The 16,767-nt window shown below is 63.8% G+C and carries 17 protein-coding genes; 7 read left to right on the top strand and 10 right to left on the bottom strand.

The features are described 5' to 3' along the window. Positions 1-14: 14 nt before the first annotated feature. Together ACTXGA_RS19965 and ACTXGA_RS19960 are read right to left on the bottom strand one after the other, a co-directional pair. Positions 15-1,490, bottom strand: a complete 1,476-nt coding sequence (locus tag ACTXGA_RS19965; protein ID WP_443396389.1) for an NAD-dependent succinate-semialdehyde dehydrogenase — start codon at positions 1,488-1,490, stop codon at positions 15-17. Beyond that, complete coding sequence (locus ACTXGA_RS19960; protein ID WP_443396387.1) at positions 1,487-2,269, bottom strand: FAA hydrolase family protein; 783 nt, start codon at positions 2,267-2,269, stop codon at positions 1,487-1,489. The genes ACTXGA_RS19965 and ACTXGA_RS19960 overlap by 4 nt, the downstream gene beginning before the upstream one ends. Positions 2,270-2,418: 149 nt before the next feature. On the opposite strand from ACTXGA_RS19960, the gene ACTXGA_RS19955 reads away from it, so the two are divergent. Beyond that, complete coding sequence (locus ACTXGA_RS19955) at positions 2,419-3,168, top strand: FadR/GntR family transcriptional regulator (protein ID WP_443396385.1); 750 nt, start codon at positions 2,419-2,421, stop codon at positions 3,166-3,168. A 49-nt stretch (positions 3,169-3,217) separates the two neighbouring features. Here the strand turns inward: ACTXGA_RS19955 and ACTXGA_RS19950 are convergent, their stop codons facing one another. The 8 genes from ACTXGA_RS19950 to ACTXGA_RS19915 all read right to left on the bottom strand — a co-directional run bounded on the left by ACTXGA_RS19950 (position 3,218) and on the right by ACTXGA_RS19915 (position 11,981). Further along, positions 3,218-3,958: an SDR family NAD(P)-dependent oxidoreductase gene (locus ACTXGA_RS19950; protein WP_443396383.1), complete on the bottom strand. Its 741-nt coding sequence runs from the start codon at positions 3,956-3,958 to the stop codon at positions 3,218-3,220. Then, positions 3,955-5,628 carry an SMP-30/gluconolactonase/LRE family protein gene (locus ACTXGA_RS19945; RefSeq protein ID WP_443396382.1) on the bottom strand — a complete coding sequence of 558 codons (1,674 nt, stop codon included), beginning with the start codon at positions 5,626-5,628 and terminating at the stop codon, positions 3,955-3,957. Before ACTXGA_RS19945 ends, ACTXGA_RS19950 begins: the two co-directional genes overlap by 4 nt. A 3-nt stretch (positions 5,629-5,631) precedes the next feature. Beyond that, a complete protein-coding gene (locus ACTXGA_RS19940) occupies positions 5,632-6,753 on the bottom strand; it encodes an ABC transporter ATP-binding protein (protein WP_443396381.1) in 1,122 nt (373 codons plus the stop codon). 12 nt (positions 6,754-6,765) lie between these two features. Beyond that, positions 6,766-7,599 carry a carbohydrate ABC transporter permease gene (locus tag ACTXGA_RS19935; protein ID WP_443396380.1) on the bottom strand — a complete coding sequence of 278 codons (834 nt, stop codon included), beginning with the start codon at positions 7,597-7,599 and terminating at the stop codon, positions 6,766-6,768. A 10-nt stretch (positions 7,600-7,609) separates the two neighbouring features. Further along, on the bottom strand, positions 7,610-8,503 hold the full coding sequence (locus tag ACTXGA_RS19930) for a carbohydrate ABC transporter permease (protein WP_443396378.1): 894 nt from the start codon (positions 8,501-8,503) through the stop codon (positions 7,610-7,612). Positions 8,504-8,621: 118 nt separating this feature from the next. Then, positions 8,622-9,887, bottom strand: a complete 1,266-nt coding sequence (locus ACTXGA_RS19925) for an ABC transporter substrate-binding protein (RefSeq protein ID WP_443396377.1) — start codon at positions 9,885-9,887, stop codon at positions 8,622-8,624. A gap of 23 nt (positions 9,888-9,910) precedes the next feature. Next, on the bottom strand, positions 9,911-11,083 hold the full coding sequence (locus ACTXGA_RS19920; RefSeq protein WP_443396375.1) for a mandelate racemase/muconate lactonizing enzyme family protein: 1,173 nt from the start codon (positions 11,081-11,083) through the stop codon (positions 9,911-9,913). Beyond that, on the bottom strand, positions 11,076-11,981 hold the full coding sequence (locus ACTXGA_RS19915; protein ID WP_443396373.1) for a dihydrodipicolinate synthase family protein: 906 nt from the start codon (positions 11,979-11,981) through the stop codon (positions 11,076-11,078). The genes ACTXGA_RS19920 and ACTXGA_RS19915 overlap by 8 nt, the downstream gene beginning before the upstream one ends. Positions 11,982-12,079: 98 nt before the next feature. Between ACTXGA_RS19915 and ACTXGA_RS19910 the strand changes: the two genes are divergently transcribed. The 6 genes from ACTXGA_RS19910 (at position 12,080) to ACTXGA_RS19885 (ending at position 16,711) form a co-directional block, all read left to right on the top strand. After that, entirely contained in the window at positions 12,080-12,976 is an 897-nt protein-coding gene (locus ACTXGA_RS19910) for a 2-dehydro-3-deoxygalactonokinase (protein ID WP_443396371.1), read from the top strand. Next, positions 12,973-13,344, top strand: a complete 372-nt coding sequence (locus ACTXGA_RS19905; RefSeq protein WP_443396369.1) for a VOC family protein — start codon at positions 12,973-12,975, stop codon at positions 13,342-13,344. The genes ACTXGA_RS19910 and ACTXGA_RS19905 overlap by 4 nt, the downstream gene beginning before the upstream one ends. Then, on the top strand, positions 13,341-14,189 hold the full coding sequence (locus ACTXGA_RS19900; protein ID WP_443396456.1) for a DMT family transporter: 849 nt from the start codon (positions 13,341-13,343) through the stop codon (positions 14,187-14,189). Before ACTXGA_RS19905 ends, ACTXGA_RS19900 begins: the two co-directional genes overlap by 4 nt. Beyond that, a complete protein-coding gene (locus ACTXGA_RS19895; RefSeq protein ID WP_443396368.1) occupies positions 14,186-15,667 on the top strand; it encodes a sulfatase family protein in 1,482 nt (493 codons plus the stop codon). Before ACTXGA_RS19900 ends, ACTXGA_RS19895 begins: the two co-directional genes overlap by 4 nt. A 103-nt stretch (positions 15,668-15,770) precedes the next feature. Continuing rightward, positions 15,771-16,127 carry a TA system antitoxin ParD family protein gene (locus ACTXGA_RS19890; RefSeq protein WP_443396366.1) on the top strand — a complete coding sequence of 119 codons (357 nt, stop codon included), beginning with the start codon at positions 15,771-15,773 and terminating at the stop codon, positions 16,125-16,127. After that, complete coding sequence (locus tag ACTXGA_RS19885; RefSeq protein WP_443396365.1) at positions 16,124-16,711, top strand: ATPase; 588 nt, start codon at positions 16,124-16,126, stop codon at positions 16,709-16,711. The genes ACTXGA_RS19890 and ACTXGA_RS19885 overlap by 4 nt, the downstream gene beginning before the upstream one ends. Positions 16,712-16,767: the final 56 nt, after the last annotated feature.

Below are 16,767 nucleotides of genomic sequence, written 5' to 3'. Positions count from 1 at the left end.
GAACAAGGCTGCGGTCAGGCCGCCGGAACCTCAAGAAGGGTATGTGTCGTCTTGAAGTTCAGGTACTCGCGAATGGCCATCTGGCCGCCCTCGATCCCGATGCCGGAATGTTTGACCCCGCTGAAAGGGGCCTCGGCATGGGCCAGCATGAAGTTGTTTATCCCGACCATGCCTGATTGCAATTCCGACGACAGCCGCTGCGCAGTCGCTTCGCTGCGGGTAAAGGCATAGGCAGCCAGGCCGTATTCGGTGTCATTGGCCCGCCGGATCGCATCGTCAAGATCCGTGTAGGTCGCCAGCGGCGCCACCGGGCCAAAGGGTTCCTCACGCATGATCCGCGCGTCTTCGGGAACACCTTCCAGCACGGTAGGTTCAAAAAAGTACCCCCGCGCCTGATCTTTCGCACGGCCCCCGCCCAGACGCAGCACCGCCCCGCGCTGAACCGCGTCCTCGACAAGGCTTTCCAGCTTGTCCAACTGCACGGGGCTGGCCAGAGGCCCCATGGTCGTTTGCGGATCCATCGGATTGCCAAGACGCAGGGCCCGCGCCTCTTCAAGAAAGATATCTGTGAACTCGGCAGCAATACTTTCATGCAACAGGAACCGGCTGGGGGACCCGCAAACCTGTCCGCTGTTCATGAACTTGCCGCGCGCCGTCAAGCGGGCCGCCGCCGGTATGTCGGCGTCCGAGCAAACGATCAGCGGCGCATGGCCGCCCAGTTCCATCGACACCCGTTTGACGGTCTGCGCCGACTGCTCCATTAGCAACCGCCCCACACGCGTGGACCCGGTGAAAGAGATCTTGCGCACCTCGTCAGAGGCCAGCAAGGCCGGCGACACACCGATCGGATCCCCCTGCAGGATCTGGACAACACTTGCCGGCAGCCCCGCCGCGAGGCAGCATTCGCCAAGCAGCGCGCCCACCGTCGGCGTCTGCTCTGACGGGCGCAGGATGACCGCACAGCCAGCTGCGAGGGCCGGCGCCAGTTTGCGTGCAGGCAGGCTGAGCGGGAAATTCCACGGACTGAAGGCCGCGACAATTCCGACCGGTTCCGGCGTGATCCTCAAGTCGCCCCCGAACCGTGACGGAATCGCCTGACCGTACAGCCGCTCTGCCTCGCCCGCCATCCAGATGAAATGCCCGGCGGCGGACTCCGCTTCTCCCACGGCTATCGAATAGACACGGCCCATTTCCGTCGCGATGGCGCGGCCAAAGTCTTCGCGACGCCTGATGATCTCTTCGGCAATCCGCCGCAGCACCTGTGCCCGTTGCCACCCCGGCGTGGCCGACCAGACCTTGAATCCCACCCTGGCATGTTCCAGCGCGCGGGCAACATGATCGGGTCCGCAACAGGGCACGTCGTACAACCGCTCTTCGGTGGCCGGGTTGATCACGGCCATGGCTGGCAGGTCGGACTCGGTGCTCCATGAGTCTCCGATCAAGTATCCCGGGCCTTGATCCGGCACCGCCTTCAAATGCGCCGCCGTCATGAAAACGCCACCGACACAACGCCCAGTGGACCGAAATCGGCTTCGAGCAGATCACCCGACTCGGCCCAGACCGGCCGCGTGAACGAGCCTGACAGGATCATGTGCCCGGCCTCCAGTGCGCCACCATAGGCCGCGAGCTTGTTGCCCAGCCAGGCCACCGCATTGGCCGGGTGATCCATCACCCCCGCCGCGATCCCGGTTTCCTCGATTTCGCCATTGCGGCGGAACAGTGCGCCGGCCCACCGCCAGTCGATCTGATCGGGGCGATAGCGGGTATGGCCAAGGATCAGGCCCGCAGCAGCGCCGTTGTCGGCCACGGTATCAAAGATGCGACGCGGCTCGGTCACCCGCGCGTCGATGATCTCGATTGACGGGACAACCCATTCGGTTGCAGCGATCACATCGTCCAACGTCAGGTCTGGGCCTTGCAAGGGCGCGTTCAGAATGAAGGTCAATTCCGGCTCTACCCGTGGGACGCAGAAATCCGCATGGCGCACGGTTGCGCCGTCCTCGATCAGCATGCTCTGGAACACGTGGCCATAGTCCGGCTCGTCGATCTTTGACGCGGCGCGCATCGCCTTGGACGTCAGCCCGACCTTGTGGCCGATCAACCGGTCCCCGCGATGCTGCCGAGTCTGCGCCACTTCGCGGCTGATCGCATAGGCGTCTTCGATATCTATTCCCGGATAGCTCTGTGACAGGCGTTCGGCCTGAACACGCGTCTCCTCTGCCAGAAGCAACCTGCGCGCGGCTTCGGTACGGTCTTGATGTGATAACATCGGCATTCTCCTATTTTGCCGACAAAACTTATCTTGACCAAAACATAATATCAATATACAAATAGAGCATAGAAGTTAGCCAGCGCAGTTCCGCTTTGCCTGGACTCATAATGGTATTATGATTTTCGAAAGGCTGGAGGTATCGCGGTATGGCCACTCCCGACACAGATGTTCTGATCCCGACACCACACACCCTGTCACGTTCGTTGTCAGGGCAGATTTCGCGCAAGATCGGGGAACGCATTCTCGACGGGCAGCTTGAACCCGGTCAGTTGCTGCCTGACGAAAACGCCCTCTGCGAAGAGTTCGGCGTCAGCCGCACGGTCATCCGCGAGGCGGTCAAGATGCTGGTCGCAAAGGGCTTTCTGGAAGTGCGCCAGCGCATCGGCACCCGTGTTCAGGATGTCCATCATTGGCAGATGCTGGATCGCGATGTGCTGATGTGGCACCAATCGCTGACCATCGAGGATGAGCGCCTGCTGAACTTGATGGAACTTCGCCAATCCATCGAGCCAGACGCGGCCTTTCATGCCGCCACCCGCCGAACCGACGCGCAACTGGCCGCCATACTCGGCGCCGTTGACCAGATGGAAACCCACGCCGCCGAGAACAGCCAGTACGTCCTGTCCGACGCGCGCTTTCACATCGCGGTGCTGCGCGCCGCCAACAACCGGTATCTTGACGCGCTCGAGAACGCGATTTTCGCCGGTTTGATGTTGTCGATCCGCCTGACCAACCCGGACGAAGGCCAGAACCGAAAATCCATCCCGCTGCACCGGGCCATTGCGGACGCCATCAAGGACAAGCAGGCAGAGGCCGCGCGAGAACGGATGAAAGAACACCTGGCGGACTCATCCGCCAGACTCGCCGACGTGGTCAAGCTGCACCCAGCAGGGTGATCCGGGCAGGGTGATCCGGCGCCTGAACGCTTCGGATCGGCGTCGCTCTTCAGACCACGCCACCATCCACCACGATGCACTGGCCCGTCACCATACGCGCGGCATCTGACGCCAGCCACATCGCGCAATCCGCGATGTCCGAAGGGCGGATCAAATCCGGGATACATTGCAGCGCATGGGTCTCGGCCACCCATTCGTCGCTCACCTGTCCGGCGACCCGCTCGGTCACCACGCGGCCCGGCGCAATGGCATTGGAGCGAATACCTTTCGGTCCCAGATCCCGCGCCAACCCGCGTGTCAGGCCGACGATCCCGGCCTTGGCGGTGTGATAGGCGGTCAGGTTCCCGGCCAGCTTCATCCAGGCGGTGGACGAAAGATTGACGATCGCCCCGCCGCCCGCCCCGGCCATGCCCGGCGCGACAATCCCCGACAACAGCGCGTGATGGTCGAGGTTCACCGCCATCATCCAGCGCCATTCCTCTTCGGTCTGCGTGTCAAAGGGGATGCGCCGGTCCACACCGGCGTTGTTGACCAACACGGTCACCGGCCCCTGCGCCGTGGTGGCCTCCTCAACCATCGCGCGGATGTTGTCGCCATTTGCCAGATCACAGACGTGCGCGTCGATCCGTCCGGACTGTTCTGCCGTCTCGGCCACCCCTTCGGCGTTCAGATCGACCGCACTGACCCGCGCGCCTGCGGCGGCAAATCCCAGCGCCGTTGCACGGCCAATGCCCGCCGCCGCCCCTGTGACCATCACGTGCCGGTCGGAAAAATCCCAGGCCAGGTTCACAGCGCCACCTCCCGCACCGGCTGCCCAGCCACATCAACGTCTATGGCAAAAAGCGCGCCGGACAGCGGCGCTTCTTCCAGAACGCTGGCAGGCAGGCGGATTGAGGCCGAGGTGATGAACAGCCGTTTCATGTCCGCCCCGCCGAAACAACAACTCGTCGGGCGCGGCACCGGCATGTCGATCTCGCGCCTCAAGGCGCCATCCGGGCCATAGCAGGCCACGCGCCAGCCATCCCAGATCGCCACCCAGAGATTGCCTTCGCTGTCCACGCAGAGCCCGTCGGGCTTGCCGTCCGCCGGATCGAAGGTCAGGAATGTGCGCCGGTTCGAAAGCCCGCCGGATGCAGCGTCGAAGTCATAAGCAAAGACGATCCCAAGCGCGGTATCGGTGAAGTAGAACGTCCCGCCGTCCGGGCTCCAGTCCAGCCCGTTGGACACCTGGAACCCACCGTCCACCGCCTTGGCGTCCGTTACCGTGTCAAACCGATAGAGAGAGCCCGAGGGCATCGAGGCATCAAGGCTCATCGAGCCGGTCCAGACACGGCCCGCCGGATCGGTCTTGGCATCGTTGAACCGGTTCGAGGGCATGTGCGCCTCGGGGTCGTGGATGGTCTGCAGCTTGCCGGTCACCGGGTCGTACCGCTCCAGCCCGTTCTGGGTGACAGCGACCATGGCATTGCCTGTTGCGGGCAGTACGGCGCTGATCAGGTAAGGCGCCTGGATCATGTGATCCTCGCCGCGCTTCGGATCATAGGTGTGAAAGGCCGGGGCCGCGACATCGACCCAGTGCAACAGGCCCTCGCGCGCATCCCAGACCGGGCCTTCGCCCACGATAGCCCCGGCGGCGGACAGACACTCCAGCCCTTCTTCGACATGCGCCGTTCGGCGCGGATTTGCGGTGATGCTCACAGGGGCGCTTCCGATATTGCCCACGACCCGGCGCGCCGCTTCCATCAGGTCGCGTCCGATCACGTGGCGGCGTTCATAGGGCAGTCGGCTGGCAAGGGCGGTGACGACGATCGCCCCCTGCCCCATGCCCGGCGGCCCGTTGACGGGAACGGCGATAACGACAACCCCTTCGAGACTGCGCGAATTTGCCAGCGAATAGCCCCGCGCCCGGCTGATGGCAAAATCCGCCAGCAGCGAGGATTGTTCGTCCGCAGACAGACCGCCGATCATGCCGTTGACCCGGTGCGGCGGCATGGCCGACAGGATCGCATGACCCGAGGCGCTGGCCAGCGCGGGCAATTCGCGACCGATCTCGACCCCGATGGCCAGGGGGTTCGGCGGGCGGCGCACATCGACATAGATGATGCGGTCGCCTTCCATCACCGCCAGGCTGACGGTTTCGTTCAACTCCTTGGACAGGCGCAGCACTTCGCCCTCGGCCGCGCTGCGCAGGTCGAAACTGGTCATGGACTTGCTGGCCAGTTCGATCAGCCGATGACCCAGCGCATAGGTCTTCAATCGGGCATCGTGGCGGACGTAGCCAAATTCGATCAAGGCCCCCAGCAGGCGGTAGAAGGTCGCCTTGGGCAGCCCGGAGGCCGCCAGCAACTCGGTCGAGGTGGCCGGGCGCCCGATCTCGTCAAGGATCTCGACGATCTGGATGCCCTTGACCAAAGTCCCGGCGCCCGGAAACCTCTCGGCGATTTTGTCGAACCTGTCCAATGTTCAGCCCGCGACCTCGTTGGTATCGGGGTCGAATACATGAATTTTATCAACCGGGAAAGAAAGGTTGAGCGCCTCGCCATCGCTGTAACGCCGGTCGTCGATGACCCGGATCAGCATGGTCTGCGCATCGCGTTCCTCGTCATTGGCCAGTGCCGTACGGTCAAGTTCGATCATGTTCTGCGCCGGCGTGTGGAAGTGCAGGATCTTTTCGGTGCCAAGGTTTTCGACCAGCGACAACCCCACGGCCGGGCCGCTGTCCGACACGCGCATGTGTTCTGGCCGGATGCCAAAGACCATGTCGCGCCCGACCATGGCTGCGCATTTCTCGGGCAGCGGGATCTCGACCTCGCCGAAACGGGTCACCGGCCCGGCAGGTCCCGCCGACACCTTGCCGTGGAAGAAGTTCATGCCCGGTGAGCCAATGAACCCGGCCACAAAGATGTTCCGGGGCGTGTGAAAGAGGTCCTCGGCGGTGCCCACCTGCTGGATCTCGCCGCCTTTCATTACCACGATCTTGTCGGCCATGGTCAGCGCCTCGGTCTGGTCGTGGGTGACATAGATCGTGGTCACCCCCAGCCGTTTCTGCAGCTTAACGATTTCCGACCTGGTCTGCACCCGCAGCTTGGCATCAAGGTTCGACAGCGGCTCATCCATCAGAAACGCCTTGGGCTCGCGCACGATGGCCCGGCCCAGAGCCACCCGCTGTCGCTGACCACCGGACAGGGCGCGCGGCTTGCGATCCAAATAGGGCGTCAGTTCCAACACCCGCGCGGCCTCTTCCACCTTAGCGTTGATGTCATTGGCCGGCATGCCCTGCATTTTCAGGCCGAAACCGATGTTCTTGCGTACCGACATATGCGGGTACAGAGCGTAATTCTGGAACACCATCGCGATGTCGCGCTTGCCGGGGCCAAGCTCTGTCACATCGCGCCCCCCGATGCTGATGGTGCCGCCGCTGGTGGCCTCAAGCCCCGCAAGCATTTTCAGCGCAGTGGATTTGCCACAGCCCGAGGGACCGACAAACACGCAGAACTCTCCATCCGCAATATCGAGGTTGAAATCGCGGATCGCTTCCACCGCGCCATAGCTTTTCTTGATCTGATCGAATTGGACGGTTGACATGTGTGTGCTCCGTTACTTCTCGGACCCGGCGGCCAGACCACCGACGAGGAAACGTTCAAGGAAGAGATAGACGATGATGATCGGGATGGAGGCCATGATGGAACCCGCCATGATGACGTTCCATTCGGTCACGAACTCGCCCTTGAGCGAGGCGATGCCCATCTGCAAAGTCCAGCTTTCGTCATTGGTGGTCAGGAAGGTGCGGCCGAACAGGAAATCCGACCAGCTGACCACAAAGGCATAAAGCGCGGTCGCCGCCAGCCCCGGGGCCGCCACCGGCAGCACGATGCGAAAGATCGTGCCAAGCGGCGAACAGCCATCGACCAGCGCGGCCTGTTCCAACTCCGGCGGCATGGTGTCGAAATACCCCTTCAGCATCCAGGTGCAGAAGGGCACGATCAGCGTCGCCTGCGCGATCACCACCGACCAGAGCGACCCCACCAACCCGGTCGATCGGAAGATTGCGAAGAGCGGAATGATCAGCAGGGTTGCGGGCAGCATCTTGGACGTCAGGATGAAAAGCCCCAACCCGGTACCCCCGCGCAGCCGGAACCGCGACAGCGCATAGGCGGCAAGGATGGACACCGCCAGCGAGATGGTCATCGTGGCAAAGGCGATCAGGATCGTGTTGGTGAACCACAGCATATATGGATGTTTTGCCAGGATATCGGCAAAGACGTTCCATTGTGGGTCCGCTGGCCAGAACTGCGGCGGGTAGGCCCGCAGGTTCGAGGCCGGTTGCAGGGCCGTCACCACCATCCAGTAGATCGGGAAAAGCAACAGCGCGCAGGTCAGGATGACCGTGGCATATAGCGCGAAAGTGCCAAGAGGATGTCTCTTTTCCATTGCTGCTCCCTCAGTGCACCGATTTCGCCATGCGCCCGACAAGGGCCCGGCTGATGATCGCGCAGAGCACCATGGTCAGCACGCCTACGGCGGCCCCCTGCCCCATGCGGAAGAACGCAAAGCTCTGCTCATACGTCAGGATTGACAGGGTCGTCGTCGCACCCAGCGGCCCGCCCTGCGTCAGCACGTGGATGATGGCGAAATCGCGGAACACCCACAGCGTCGTCATCACCAGCGTTACACCGACCACTGGCAGCATGTTGGGCAGGGTGATGTACCAGAACCGCTGCCAGACCCCCGCGCCGTCGACCTTGGCCGCCTGATACTGCTCTTCCGGGATGGATTGCAGCCCGGCCAGCAGCATGATCGACATCAGCGGATAGCCTTTCCAGATCATTACGAAACAGACGGCCGCAAAGGCGGCATTGGGATCAGAGCCAAAGGCGATGGGCTCGGTGACCGTTCCCGACTTGAGCAGAAGCCAGTTCACCAGCCCGAAGGAGCTGTCGAGCATCCAGGCCCAGATCACGGTGGCCACCACCTCCGGCACCGCCCATGGCAGCGCCACGAACAGCCGCGCCGCCGCACGCCCGTGGAATTTCTGGTTCACCAGCATTGCCGTGGCAAAGCCGATGATGACCGACAAACCACCCACCACGGCGACCAGCTTGAAGGTGACCCACAGCGCCTGCCATGTTTCACCCGATCCAAAGAGCCACTGGTAATTCTCCAGAGTCCAGGGCTTGCCGCCGTCGCCGATGCGCGCGATCCGCACGTCCTGCATGGAAATGCTGACGGACAGCAGGATCGGATAGACGATGATCACGGCCATCAAGAGCACGGCTGGCGCCAGCAGAAGATACCCGAACTTGGCGCGGTGGCGCGGGGCGCTGAAATCGATCATCGGTATCAACCTGCCTTCGGCTCTGGCGCGTTGCGGGGAAGTGGTGTCGGTCATTTGAATTTTTGCCCTTGTCGGGCCGGGCCCCGCGACGCGGGGCACCGGCCGGTTGATGAAGAGGTCAGTCCTTGATGCGCGTGACCTCTTTCTGCAGGCGTTTTGCGGCCTCGGCCGGATCAAGATCCTGCAGGATCATCTGTTGGGCAACCTTGTAGAAGATCTTGACCACCTCGTTGTTCTCCAGCTCCAGCCCCTTGGGCAGGCGGTCGACATCGGCCGCGGCCGCGTCCTTGGCCGCCTTGGCCAGGACCTCGAAGGACGGGTTGTCCGCCATCAGCTGCGTGTAGTCCATGCCCGGCCGCGGCGCGGGCGTCTTGGCCCATTCCGCGAAACGCTGCTGGTATTTCGGCGAGGCGGTCATCTCGATGAAATCCCAGACCAGCTCCTTCTTCTCGTCCGACATGTCGGCGGACATGCCCAGCACGTTGGAGGTGCCGCCCAGCGGCGGAGAGAACGGCGATTGCGTGATCTTCAGGTGCTGCTGCACCTCGGGCGAGGCGCTGCGGAAAGTGTTGTTGATCCAGCCGCCATCGACGGTCATCGCCAGGCGACCCTCAAGCAGCAATTGCCGCACGTCGGCCGAAGACAGCTCTTTCGGGGTCAGGCTTTCGCGGAACAGCATCTTGTAGCGTGCCAGGCCCTCGATCACCTCCGGGCGGTCGAAGGCGGGTTCGCCATCCACAGTCCAGCGACCGCCGGTATCGAGGACGAAGTTCAGCGCTTCTTGCATGACGCTGGCCGGGTCGTCAAAGGGCAGCGCGATGCCGTATTGGTCCAGAATGCCGTCGCCGTCGGTATCCTTGCGAAGGTCCTGCGCGGCCTTGAGGTAACCATCCCAATCGGTCGGCACCTCGACGCCCGCCTCGGCAAAGATCGCTTCGTTATAGGCCATCACAAAGCCGGTATAGAGCAACATGATGCAGACGGTCTCGCCCTTCCATTCGCAGGTGGACTGCCCCGCCCAACCCGTCAGGTCCAGCCCGGACTTTTCGATCCAGGGGCCAAGCGGCTCCATCCAGCCTTCGTTGGCAAAGGGCTGAAATTCGAAAGCGGCCAGATGCACGATGTCCGGCGGGTTGCCGCCCGCGAACATGGTGAACATCGTGTCGGCATATTCGGCGCGTGACACGCGTGACATGTTGATGGTCACGCCGGGGTGGGTTTCCTCGAACTCGGCAATGATCTCGTTCCACCAGTCGCCGTAGCCCGGCTCGTCCTTCATCCAGCTGACAAAGGTCAGTGTTTCGTCGGCAGCGGCAGGCAGGGCCGTCAGCATTGTGCTGGCGGCAAGTAACGCGCAAATGGCGGTTTTTCTCAGGGTTTTCATGGGGGTCTCCTCCTCGTTGAGACTTATAGCGTCAGCAGTGTCTTCAGGTGAGCCATGCCGTCCGCGTTGGGCGTGACGCCGTGGCCCGGGGTGTCCGGCACGTTGAACAGGCCGTTTTCGCAGGTCGCTGTCCCCTCCAGCAGCGCAGCGTTGGCGGGATAGATCGTGTGCTGGAATTCATGCGCCTCAGCCTTGGCGGCCAGTGCAGCGCGAAAGCTCGCATTGGCAAAGATGCCCAGCCCGATGGTCGCATGCGGAATGACAGCTGCCTCTCCGGCCCGCGCCAGTTCCGCGATGCGCATGAACTGGGTGATGCCGGTGTGGCCCATCTCGGGCTGGACGATTTGCGCAGCCTCCCGACGCGGGATGTAATCCCAGGTGGTGCGCCATTCTTCGCCAAGCGCCAGCGGGCAGGTGATGCCCTGCCGCACCTTGATCTGAGCGGCAATGTCCTCGGCGGCGACCGGCGCCTCGATGAACCACGGATCAAAGGGCGCGATCTCTTGCCCAAGGGCGATGGCCTCTTCGGCCGTACGCGTCCAGTGCACGTCGACGGCGATCTTCTGACCGTCGCCCAACCCCGCGCGCAGACTATCGAATTCGCCCCGCACATCGCCGTCGTCACTGTGGCTGACGGGGATCTTGACCATGTCAAAACCCCGCGACTGCCAGCTTTGCGCCAACTCCAGCCGCGCCGCCTTGGTTGGCTCCGGCAGGCCAGAGACATAGGCGGGCACCGTGCCCGAGCCGGCCGCGCCAAGCGCCGCCTGCAGGCTTTCGCCCCGGCTGCGCGCATAGAGATCCCAAAGCGCGATATCCAAGGCGGCCAGCGTATCCGCCAGATAGCCGCCCCAATAGCCGCGAACCCGCTGCAATTCATACAGCTTGTCCCAGATCTGATCCGGACGCGCCGGATCCAGCATCATCAGGTAGGGCCCCAGCAGATCCTCGATCAGGGCGGCAATGATCCCCGGCGCGACAAGGCCGTATGTCTCGCCCCAGCCCGTTGCGCCGTCGCTGTCGGTCAGGCGCAACACCACAGAGCGATCCATGCGCGGATAGACCGTGCCGTTGAACCGGCGCACGATGTGATGACTGCCAAGCGCGAATTCACCGTCACCCATGTTGCCAAGATAGCTCTTTCCCCGGCTGCGCTCGAAGGCAAAGACCTCGATCCGTTCGATCCGTTTATGCATCGGCCATCTCCGGCGCCTGCACGGTGCGCTCGTAGAACTCCAGCGCCAGTTCTTTCAGCTCGGCGTCCATCTCCGGCAACGGCTCACGCACGTCGTCGCAATCGATCAACCCCCGGCTTTTCAGGATCAGCTTGGTCAGACGCATCCTGTAGGGTGCCTGAATCAACAGCAGCGGAAGAGAGGTTTCGTACAGCCGCAGCGCCTCTTTCCGGTCATGCGAGATGTAGGCGCGATAGAGCGCCACGTGCAGCTCCAGCAGCTCGATGGCAGGCATCGTTGCAATCGCGCCGCGATCCAGCTCTTCGAGTAGGTAACGCGCCCCCCCACCCCCGATCACCCCGTCCAGATCCGGGCCACAGCCGGCGACCAGCTTGGATACCTTGGGACCGGAGGGGATCCCCTCTTCTTTGACGTAGCGGATGGCCGGGACCTCGGCTGCCAGCGTCAGCATCTCTTCGGCGCTCAGATCCGCGCCCCGCGGCTTGAACAGGTTCTGCAGAATGATCGGCCGGTCGGGGCCAAGCGCATCGGCAATCCTGGCGAACCAGGAACCAACCTGATCCTCCATCGCGGGCACCGCCATGGCCATGATGCCGTCGGCCCCGTTTTCGACCGCCATGCGGGTGATCTCGACCATCTCCGCCGGATCGGCAGAATTGACGCCCGCGATCACCGGCAGTCGCCCGCCCGCCAGTCGCGACACCAGTGACAGGCAATTGCGCCGCTCATCCGCCGTCAGGAACAGGTCCTCGCTGGCCACGCCGGGATAGACCAGGGCCGAGGCCCCCGCCTCGATCGCATGAACGACCACCCGCTTCAGCGACTGCTCTTCGGCCGGACCGTCGGCGCCGAAAGGGGTCGGTACAATCGGCAGGATGCCCTTCAGCGGTCTATTCATGGTTCAGTCCCATTATATGCAACTAACGTTTCATAGTTGAAACATAAGTTCGAGGCGCGTAGCCTGTCAATGTATTTTCACGAGAAAGGACATTCGGCATGTCACGCATCACCTTCATCGCGGTCGACTGGGGAAGCTCGTCGTTTCGGGCCTGGGCGCTGGACCGCGCGGGGCAGGTTCTCGACACGCGAAAGGGACCGGACGGGTTGAAAACCGTTTCAGAGCGGGATTTTGCCGGCGTCATCAGACGGCATTGCAGCACATGGTTCGATGCCGCCCCGGAGGCACCAGTGCTGATGCAGGGCATGGTCGGATCGCGCACCGGCTGGGTCGAGGCAGCCTATGCGCCCTGCCCGGTCACCTTCGACGATCTGGGCGGGCAGGCTACGCATTTCGATGCCGACGGGCGCCGCATGGTGATTCTGCCCGGAGCCACCGCGGGCGGCGAGGACGTGATGCGCGGCGAAGAGATCCAGATCTTTGGCGCGGCTGCCCTGACCGGCAAGACAACCGCCACCATCTGCATCCCGGGCACCCATAGCAAATGGGCGCAGCTTGAGGGTGATGCTCTGACTGGGTTCCGCACCTTCGTCACCGGCGAGCTGTTTCAGCTCCTGTTGCAACAATCCCTTGTCGGCGCCTTGGCGCAGGGGTCGGACTACAACGAAGCGGCATTCCTGCGCGGCCTCGACCGCGCCGCCGCTCTGCCCCTGTCGCACGCGGTCTTTGCCGCCCGTGCCAGCACCCTGACCGGCGGCATGGCACCTGAGGATCTGGCCTCTTTCCTGTCCGGCGTTCTGATCGGCGCGGAATGCGCCGCCCAAGAAGCGGCCAGTCCGGTTCTCCTGATGGCCAGCGGAGTCCTGGCCGACCGCTATGAACGGGCGCTGGACCACAGGGGCGTCCGCTTTGACAAGGTGGATGCGGATGCGGCCACGCTCGCCGGGTTGACGCGGGCAGCGAAAAGCCTCTGGCCCGACCAGGTCGCCGCATGAGCACTACACCCGAACTGACCCTGAACCACGTTGCGATTGCCGCGCCGGAGCCGGAACAGAGCATGGCATTCTACGTCGCCTTCGGGTTCGAACCCGGTTTTCAACGGTTGGACGATGCAGGCCGGATCGCGTTGCAGCAGATGCGGCGCGGCGCCGTCTTCGTAGAGCTTCTGGCGGACAGGGACACCGCGGCGCCGGGCCACTTCGGCCTGCACACGCCGGACCTCTTCGCGATGTTACACCATCTGGCCAACCAGAACATCAGGCCGCTGCACCCGCCCCGCCATGGCGCATCCGGGGTGCTCTGGACCTTCTTCGAGGACCCGGCCGGCAACCTCGTAGAGGTGACATCCCCTTGGCCACAGTGACGCCCGACAGCGGCCAAGGCCTTGCCCTGATCGCGCTGTTCAGCGGCGTCGCCTCGGGCGTTGCGCTCAAGGCACTCGGGCCGATCCCCTCGGGTGAGGCGATAGCCCTGCGTTCGGCGCTGGCCTTCGTCATCATTGCGGGGATCATTGCGGCGCGCCCCAAAGGGCCCGCCCGGATGATCGGGCCGCGCGGCATGACACGCGCGGGGCTGGATGCGCTGGCCGCGCTGACCTTTTCTCTGGCGATCTTCGAAATCCCGCTGTCGCTTCTGGCCAGCATCCACGCCACGTTGCCGGTGCTGTCGGTGATCCTGTCGGGTGTGTTTCTGGGGGAACGCCTGCGGCCCGGCAACTGGCTCGCACTGGCGCTGGCCTGCACTGGCACGCTGATGATCTTGCAACCGGGGCTGGAATTCTCTCCGCCCGGCATCGCGCTCGCCCTGATCTCGACGCTGGCCTATGCCTTTCGGGACGTGACCACCCGGCGCCTGCCGCCTCAAACCGACACTTTCCGCATCGCGCTGGTGTCGCTGGTGCTGGTGGGCGGTGTCGCGGCGGCGCTGCCCGCAAGCGCCCCCTGGGTCTGGCCGGAAAAGACCGATGCCGGGCTGATCGCCTTTGCGGCGCTGGGTTTCGTCGGGGCCAATGTGCTGATCATCGCGGCGCTGCGGCGGTCGGAACTCAGCCGGATCGCACCGCTGCGTTACACCAGCGTGCTCTGGTCGCTGGCCTTTGACGCCGCACTTTGGGGCTACCTGCCCGACCTGACAGGCGCCGCGGGCATCACGCTCATCCTCGCCGCCGGAATCGTGCAACTGAAAATATCAACCAAGGACACGTCATGAGCCAACCGCCAAATATTCTGTTCCTTCTGCCGGACCAGCTGCGCCCGGATTTCCTTGGCTGCTACGGCGCGGGTTTCCTGAACACCCCGGCTATAGACGCCCTCGCCGCCAAAGGCACCCGGTGGGAGACCGCGATCTCGCCCTCGCCGATCTGCGTCCCGGCCCGCGCCTCGATGCTGACCGGACAACACGCCCACGCGACGGGCATCACTCACAACATGTGCTGGCTGCGCCCTGACCGGCAGCAGATGGGGATACACACATGGCCCGAGATTCTGGCCAAGGCAGGCTATCGCACCTCGGCCATCGGCAAGATGCATTTCTATCCCTGGGACATCGCGGAGGGCTTTCAGAACCGGGTGATCGCCGAGGACAAGCGCCACATCCATGTGCGCGACGATTACCACCACGCATTGCAGGCCGAAGGCTTTGCCAAGCTGCACGGCAAGGAGATGCCCGGCTATTACGAGACCAAGGGGGCAAGCACCAATCCCTTACCCGATCACCTGCAGCCTGACCGTTGGGTCGCGCACCGCGCCGCAGATCACCTGCGCAGCCTGAAAGGCGATCAGCCCTTTGCGATGATGGTTGGCTTTCCCGGACCGCATTGCCCCTACGACCCTCCCTCTGAGGCGCTGAGCCGGGTAGATCCGGGATCCATGCCCGGCGCCCTGCCCCGGACGGCGGAAAGCGACACCCACATGCCCGGGCATATCGCCGGGTACAAACGTGACTGGGCCGATCTGGACTACAGCGAATTGACCGACAACCAGATCCGCGCCATCCGGCATCATTACGCGGTGTCAGTGGAACGGCTGGACGAGGACGTGGCTCTGCTGATCGAGACGCTGCGAGACACCGGGCGGCTGGAGAACACGATCATCGTCTTTGCCTCTGACCACGGCGACTATCTTGGCGACTTCGGGCTGATGGGCAAAGGGTTCTTCCACGAATCCTCGATCCGTGTGCCGCTGATCGTCACCGATTTTCGCGCGCCTCAGGCACGGGTCGAAACCGCCCCGGCCTCGCTGATTGATCTGTTCCCCAGCTTTCTGGACTGGGCCGGCCTTTCGCCCGCGCCACAGGCGCAGGGCAGACGCCTCTCCGATCCGGACCCCGCGCGCTGCATCGCCGGGGCCACCTCTGGCGGGTTCATGCTGCGCGATCCGCGCTGGAAGCTGGTGCGCTATGGCAACGGAACAGAGGCCCTGTTCGACCTGCAGACCGATCCCGGCGAACAGGACAATGTCATCGACGCACACCCCGACGTGCGCGCGCGGCTGGATGCGGAACTGGCGGCAAGCCTGTTGCAGGGGCTGGCCACGGGCCATGCGGACAAGAACGTGCCGGACGCCAAATCCCCGCCAGACGGCCCTTTCCACGATCCGTTCTGGCGGCGCCCCTATCCCGCAACCATTGCGCCTGTCGGCCTCAGCACGCCACGCAGCCGTCCGTCAATCGAAAGATCCGAGCGGTGATCCAAACGGACGCGGCAACAGGCGCGAAGACCTGCAGACGCCTTCCCGCACCTTGAAATCAAGGTAGCATTTTGCTACCTTTACAGGATCAAAGGAGGCGAAGATGGCGCAATCCGTGAAACTCTCAGACGATGTCATGGCCCTTGTCCGCCGTGAGGCCGACCTGCACAGCCGGTCCGTGGCCGGACAGATCACCCACTGGCTGCGCATTGGCCGGGCGATCGAACACTCCGGCAGCTTTGACTACACCCGCATCTCCGCCGCGCTGGAGGGCAAGCTGGACACCACCCAACTGCGCGAGGATGAAGAGGCCGCATGGCTCGACGCCTTCACCGAAAAGATGGCACATCCGTCAGCGGCGGAAGAGGCATTTTATGCCAAACGTCAGGTGCTTGGCCGGGGTGTCGGCCTTGACGCGGGCGGCAACCTGATCCGCGCCGGGGAAAACCCAGCCGCATGAGACCCAGCCTTGTCCTGCTTGCCGGACCCAACGGCGCCGGCAAGTCGACCCTCTACCAGACCCGCGTCGCGCCCAGCTTCGCGGGTCCTTTCATCAACGCCGACATCATTCAGCGGGATGAACTGCGCGACCCCTCCATGAACGCCTCCTATAAGGCCGCCACGCTGGCCGCCGCCCGCCGGGCAGAGCTGCTGGCGGCGGGGCAGAGCTTTGCGACCGAGACAGTGTTTTCGCATCCCTCCAAGCTGGAGATCATTCAGGTCGCCCGCGCGCGCGGCTACCTGGTGATCGTGATGCACGTGGGCGTCGACAGCCCTGACCTGTCCGTGGGCCGTGTCCGCGGCCGGACAGAGGAGGGAGGCCATGACGTGCCGGAGGACAAGATCCGCGCGCGCTTTGCCCGCAGTCAGCCGTTGATCCGCGCAGCGGTCCTGCAAGCAGATCGCGGCATGGTCTTCGACAACTCGCGTCTCAATCAGCCGCCGCAACGGATGCTGGTCTTTACACAGGGCCGCCTGACACAGGCCGCCCCACAGCTGCCCGACTGGATCCTGACCACCTACGAGACCGATCTGCAGATCTGAACGGCCCTCCCTGCCCCGCCGAAGCGCGGGCAAATCGGGCCGCTTGACAGTCTCCG

The sequence above is a fragment of the Antarctobacter jejuensis genome, from assembly GCF_052266595.1.
GTDB lineage: Bacteria > Pseudomonadota > Alphaproteobacteria > Rhodobacterales > Rhodobacteraceae > Antarctobacter > Antarctobacter jejuensis.
This window is presented reverse-complemented; position numbering and strand designations above follow the sequence as displayed.

Coding starts and splice junctions, on each gene's coding strand:
- ACTXGA_RS19895 (WP_443396368.1), top strand. CDS start 14,186: ATGAGCCAACCGCCAAATATTCTGTTCCTTCTGCCGGACCAGCTGCGC.
- ACTXGA_RS19940 (WP_443396381.1), bottom strand. CDS start 6,753: ATGTCAACCGTCCAATTCGATCAGATCAAGAAAAGCTATGGCGCGGTG.
- ACTXGA_RS19910 (WP_443396371.1), top strand. CDS start 12,080: ATGTCACGCATCACCTTCATCGCGGTCGACTGGGGAAGCTCGTCGTTT.
- ACTXGA_RS19930 (WP_443396378.1), bottom strand. CDS start 8,503: ATGATCGATTTCAGCGCCCCGCGCCACCGCGCCAAGTTCGGGTATCTT.
- ACTXGA_RS19955 (WP_443396385.1), top strand. CDS start 2,419: ATGGCCACTCCCGACACAGATGTTCTGATCCCGACACCACACACCCTG.
- ACTXGA_RS19920 (WP_443396375.1), bottom strand. CDS start 11,083: ATGCATAAACGGATCGAACGGATCGAGGTCTTTGCCTTCGAGCGCAGC.
- ACTXGA_RS19935 (WP_443396380.1), bottom strand. CDS start 7,599: ATGGAAAAGAGACATCCTCTTGGCACTTTCGCGCTATATGCCACGGTC.
- ACTXGA_RS19885 (WP_443396365.1), top strand. CDS start 16,124: ATGAGACCCAGCCTTGTCCTGCTTGCCGGACCCAACGGCGCCGGCAAG.
- ACTXGA_RS19890 (WP_443396366.1), top strand. CDS start 15,771: ATGGCGCAATCCGTGAAACTCTCAGACGATGTCATGGCCCTTGTCCGC.
- ACTXGA_RS19925 (WP_443396377.1), bottom strand. CDS start 9,887: ATGAAAACCCTGAGAAAAACCGCCATTTGCGCGTTACTTGCCGCCAGC.
- ACTXGA_RS19960 (WP_443396387.1), bottom strand. CDS start 2,269: ATGTTATCACATCAAGACCGTACCGAAGCCGCGCGCAGGTTGCTTCTG.
- ACTXGA_RS19965 (WP_443396389.1), bottom strand. CDS start 1,490: ATGACGGCGGCGCATTTGAAGGCGGTGCCGGATCAAGGCCCGGGATAC.
- ACTXGA_RS19905 (WP_443396369.1), top strand. CDS start 12,973: ATGAGCACTACACCCGAACTGACCCTGAACCACGTTGCGATTGCCGCG.
- ACTXGA_RS19915 (WP_443396373.1), bottom strand. CDS start 11,981: ATGAATAGACCGCTGAAGGGCATCCTGCCGATTGTACCGACCCCTTTC.